This is a genomic window from bacterium (assembly GCA_018814885.1).
In the GTDB taxonomy this organism is placed as follows: domain Bacteria; phylum Krumholzibacteriota; class Krumholzibacteriia; order LZORAL124-64-63; family LZORAL124-64-63; genus JAHIYU01.
On sequence record JAHIYU010000173.1, the window covers coordinates 1 to 4,627 of the forward strand.

General features: G+C 66.4%; 5 protein-coding genes. All 5 read right to left on the reverse strand.

The features are described from left to right. Positions 1-69: 69 nt before the first annotated feature. Positions 70-987, reverse strand: coding sequence for a hypothetical protein (locus KJ554_13010; protein MBU0743254.1), 918 nt, complete (start codon positions 985-987; stop codon positions 70-72). 48 nt (positions 988-1,035) lie between these two features. Beyond that, on the reverse strand, positions 1,036-2,409 hold the full coding sequence (locus KJ554_13015) for a hypothetical protein (GenBank protein ID MBU0743255.1): 1,374 nt from the start codon (positions 2,407-2,409) through the stop codon (positions 1,036-1,038). A 348-nt stretch (positions 2,410-2,757) separates the two neighbouring features. Next, positions 2,758-3,327, reverse strand: a complete 570-nt coding sequence (locus KJ554_13020) for a hypothetical protein (protein MBU0743256.1) — start codon at positions 3,325-3,327, stop codon at positions 2,758-2,760. Next, entirely contained in the window at positions 3,327-4,094 is a 768-nt protein-coding gene (locus KJ554_13025; protein ID MBU0743257.1) for a hypothetical protein, read from the reverse strand. Before KJ554_13025 ends, KJ554_13020 begins: the two co-directional genes overlap by 1 nt. Positions 4,095-4,107: 13 nt before the next feature. After that, positions 4,108-4,627, reverse strand: a 520-nt coding sequence (locus tag KJ554_13030; GenBank protein ID MBU0743258.1) for a hypothetical protein, incomplete at its 5' end; no start/stop codon positions are given.

The window sequence follows — 4,627 nt, forward strand, 5'->3', positions numbered from 1 at the left end:
GGTCAGGAACGTATGCAGCCGGTCGAGCAGATCGATGTGGTTGTTGGCGGTTCCGGTGGTGAACATCGCTTACGTCCCCAAGGCCGAGCGGATCGCGCGGCGGTTCTTGCCGATGGCTTTTACGAGGACTCGCTGGCCAGCTGAAGTCTCGAGGTAACGCAGCACGAGTCCCTCTTCGAGGCCGATCAGCAGCCGGCCGTCTCGGGATGAGCTGTCTGCAGCGGGGGCGGCGCTTTCAACCAGGCCGCCCTCAGCGAACCGCGGCGCCGGGGCCTCGATCACCACCGGAGATGAGACCAGGGTCCGACTGCCATGGCGGTTCAGATCTTCCAGGTGCCGGAGCACGCCGGGTTCGCGGACCACCGCGGCGCGCACGAGGTACTCTCCGCGAGAGAACCAGGCGAGGTTGGAATCCGACGTGCCGGTACCGATTCCGCCCAGGACACCGCCCGTGGCTTTCTTGTCCGCGCCGCCGACTTGCCCGCCACCGCTGAACACCCCGGCGATCTTCTTGATGATGGCGGTGGCCAGAAGCTGGGCGGCCATACGCTTCAGGTCAGCGATGATCGACAGGGCCAAGTTCCGGAAGGCGTCGCCGAGGGACTTCGCGCCGGTGATTCCGGTGTCGAAGAACTCGGTCAGGGCGTCGCGACCACTATCGAGCGCCGTCTTGCCGAAGGCGGCGAACGAAACGCGGGCGCCCTCGACGGCGAATCCGAGGTCGCGGATGGCCTCGGAGAAGCCCCTGGCCTGGGCGATTCGCTCGGGATCGCCGGTGGCCCAGGCGGCCTGCTCGAGCGCGGCGGCCAGGTTCTGCAAGGCGGCCAGGCGCTCGGCTTCGATGGCCAGGATCTGCTGCTCGCCCTCGACCTGGGACAGCAGACCAGCCGAGACACGGGCTTCGATCTCTGACCGAGCTGCGTCTAGGTCGGCCAGCGTGGCTTCGGCCTGGCGTTTGATCTCGTCGAAGTTGGCTCCGGATCCCATCGACTGGCGCAGCCGGGCCAGGGTCGCCTCGCGCTCGGCGTCGGACGCTCACTGCTTCTTGAGTAGCAGATCGACCCTGCGGATTTCCTCGTCGATCCCCAAGAGAGCAGCCTCGTGGCGGCGGCCCTGGGCCTCGAGCAAGGTCTTCTCCAGGGCGAGCCGCTCCTGGGCGAGCTTCTGGACCGCCTCGCGCTCCTCGTACAGCAGCGCAGCGATGCGCTCTTCCTGTGTCGCGCGAGCTTTGGCCAGTTCGGCGTCGATCTTCCCCTGTTCCTGCAGACGACGACTGGGATCGATTTCGCTGTCGAGCAGGGCACGCTTCTGCTCGAGGACCGCGATCTCCTTGGCGTATTCCTCCTCGGCCGCGCGGCGGCGGTCCTCGTAGTAGGAGCGGACGTCCTTGAGGCCCTGCTCGAACGCCCGCTTCTCGGCCGCGTTGCGCAAGGCTCCCATCGATCGGACGAGCGCCAGTTCGCGATCGAGGGTCATCTGCAGGGCCTGGGCGCGCTTGGCGGCCAAAGCGGCCGGGTCCTCGGAGTAATCCTCCGCAGGGGCTTCCTCTCGCGCGGTGGGTTCGGTCGGGGTGGTGATGGTCAGCTCGAACCGGGCCTTCAGGCGGTCGAACAGTTCGTTCTGCTCGGCGCTGATCGCTTCGCCCGCGGTCTTGAGATAGGCCTTGGCCTCGTCGAGATTGCCGTGCAGCAATGCCCAGACCGCTCGCACGCTCGAATCGATCCGCATCATCACGAACGAGAGCGCGGTACCCACCACATCGAACGCGGACGAGACGACCGCAACGATGAACTTCAGCACGAGCCCGATACCCTGCCCGAACTTCTCCCAAGCCTCGGTGGTCTGCTTCAGGTCGCCGCTCATGATCTGAAGCGCCTGGGATAGTTGCGGGACCAGACCGGCGGCCAGGCGCGTTCCGAGGCCTTCGCTCTGAGCCTTCAGGAGTTCGAAGTCGTCGTTCATCTGTCGGGCCGACTCGGCCAATCGGGTATCGATCAGGACACCCAGTTCACGGGCGCGCTCGATGACGCGGCCGAGGCCTTCGTCCGCGAGCGCGTTCATCGTGGGGATGAGGTTCGCGCCTGCCCGCCCGAAGATGTCCATGGCGGTCTTGGTCTTCTGGATCGGCGAGGGCAGGGCGGTGATCCGCTGGGCCAGGAGTTCGAATATCTGGACCGAGTCCTTGCCCTTGAAATCCTTCAGCGTCAGGTCCAGGTCGCGCAGGGTGGCCACTGCCTTGGGATTCCCTTCGGCTACATCGCCGATGAACTTGTTCTGCTTGGCCAGGGCCGCGCCCATTTCCCCGAGGCTCGAGGCGGATGTGCGGGCCAGCAAATGCAGGGCGGACAGGTTCTCGGTCGAGGCGCCGACCTTCTGGCCCAGCTTCTGGATCTGGTCGGCGGCGTTCACCGACGACTGGATCCACTGCTGGAACTGGCGAACCCCGAGAGCGACTCCGAGGCCGCCAAGGAGTGATGAAGTCGAGCCCAGGACGCGATTCAGGCCCGAGAACCCGCGCGCCTGCTTGGCCGAGGCCTTCTGGCTTTCGGCCTGGACCTTCTTGAGGGATGCCACGACCTCGGCGACGCCCTCGGCAGATAGTCGGACTCGCACATCAGGGGTGGCCATCGGTTGACCTGCCTCTCAGGATATCGGGCACGGCCGGCGGCCGCGGTCGCGATCCCTTGGCGCTGTGCGGTGCCAGGACGCACCAGCAGAGGAATCGATGGCGATAGTCCTGCAGCGCCTGCTCGCGCATCAGCCGGCGGTAGGATGCGAGGGCGACTCGGAGCGGCCAGCGGACGATCCGCTCGGCTTGGTCGTGGTCGCCCGCGGCGAGCTCTCCGACGAGTTCGGTCCAGGGGCCGTACCGGCCGGGGGTACCTGGTTGTTTTCGGGGTTCGGGATCGCCTCGGTGGAGGATGTCGTCGAAGTCCACAAAGAGACGATCCCGCTCTCGAAAAAAGAGACCAGCAGCGACAGGACCAGACTTCGCACCTCCGCCTTGTCCCTGGGGTCACGCAGTTGGCCGAGGAAGTGGGCGGTCTCTTCGCCCATCTGCCGGGTCCAGGCCTCCCCGGAGTCCCGGTCCCGAGGTGCGAGGTCCTCCGGGACCAGGAGGCACCCGAGTAGGTCGAGGATCACGCCGCTTTCGATCGTGACCTCGAGCAGCCGTCGAGCGAAGGCCTCGGGGCTCTCGCCGGGCTCCATGACCACCTCGTCGATGCGGGCACGCTTGATCAGGGACAGGAACCGGAAGTCCTGCTCCACGGTGGACTCGCGCAGCGGCAGAAACGTGCGGCCGCCAATCGTATGCTTCTCGCTCATCATGCGATCCTGATCAGCCGGTAGTGCGGCTCGTTCGGGTGGTTGGAGGCGTCGGATTCGATGTCGCCGGTCAGCGTGAAGCTCGAGTACTCGTCCGAGATGAACCCGATCGCCCCGTCTGCGCGGACCGACGCGCGCCAGATCTCGCACTCGTACTTGGGGCCGCGGGCGGGATCACCGATGAACCGCAGGTACCCCTTGATCGAAGTCTGGTTCATGCCGCAGATCGTCGGCAGGGCGATCGTCCCGTAGGTGAAGTCGACCTCGATGTCCGTACCGTCAGTGATGTCACCGCCCTCGACGATGTAGATGCGGCCTGTCACCGCATCGACCTTGTAGTCGTCGTCCTCGACATAGGTCGGGGTGCCGCCGGTTCCCGTGACGGCCACGAGGCTCACCTGGCGCATCGACAGCGGGTAGTAGCGGCCCTGCAGGATGTCTGCGATCGCCTCGGCGGTCACGGTCGACCCGGTCTGCGACAACGTCGCCGTGTCGCCGAACAGGGCCATGGCGAGGTTCTCCTTGGAGAACTCGTCGCCCACGATGCGGATCGCGAGCGTCGTGCGCAGCACGTCTGAGGCAATCAGGTCGGCCGACTTGACAGCGCTCGAGTACTTCTTGATGTCTTCGCTGGTGGGGGTGATCTCGAACGTGGGGCAGTTGCCCAGGAACAGTTCACCGGTGCGCACACCGCTGCTGTCGAAGCGGTCGAAGTAGATCTTGCCCCTGCCGAGCAGGATGTTATTGCCGTTGACGACCTCGGGCATGGTTTCCTCCCTATCAGGTCAGGCTTTCCGCGTCATCGGCGCGGGTCTGGTACTCGATCCGGAACGTCTGCGTGGCCCGGCAGAACGAGGTCTCGCCCTGCTCGTACTCGAACTTCGTGCCGGCCTCGTCGGCGGGCTGATTCGCGAGCCCGTCGAAGGTCCAGGCGGCGCCCAGTGCCTTCGTTGCCCAGGCAAGGATGGGATCGGCCGCCTTGTCGGGCTCGGCGCCCGCGCCGGCCTTCGTGATGACCTCGACGTTGAGGAGAAGCGACCGCCGGACGACGGGACCGCGGCTCGCGCCGCCTGCGCGGTAGTCGCGCATCGTCTCGACCGTCTCGGCGGCCTGATAGACGGTGAGCGCCGGGAGCTGGTCGGCGCTCGGGGAATCGAGCCGCGTGCGGACGGGCACCGGCACGCCGGAGGGCGCCCCAGTGGCGAGCGCGGCGACGGCCGAAACGACGAGTTGCTCGCGGATCGTGCTCATGGCTTCCTCAATGCGATGCGGGTCATGGCCCCGTCTCCGTAGGACAGGA

Bases quoted from the DNA above. Each gene is read 5' to 3' on its own strand.
- KJ554_13010 (MBU0743254.1), bottom strand. From the start codon at position 987: ATGGGATCCGGAGCCAACTTCGACGAGATCAAACGCCAGGCCGAAGCC.
- KJ554_13020 (MBU0743256.1), bottom strand. From the start codon at position 3,327: ATGAGCGAGAAGCATACGATTGGCGGCCGCACGTTTCTGCCGCTGCGC.
- KJ554_13025 (MBU0743257.1), bottom strand. From the start codon at position 4,094: ATGCCCGAGGTCGTCAACGGCAATAACATCCTGCTCGGCAGGGGCAAG.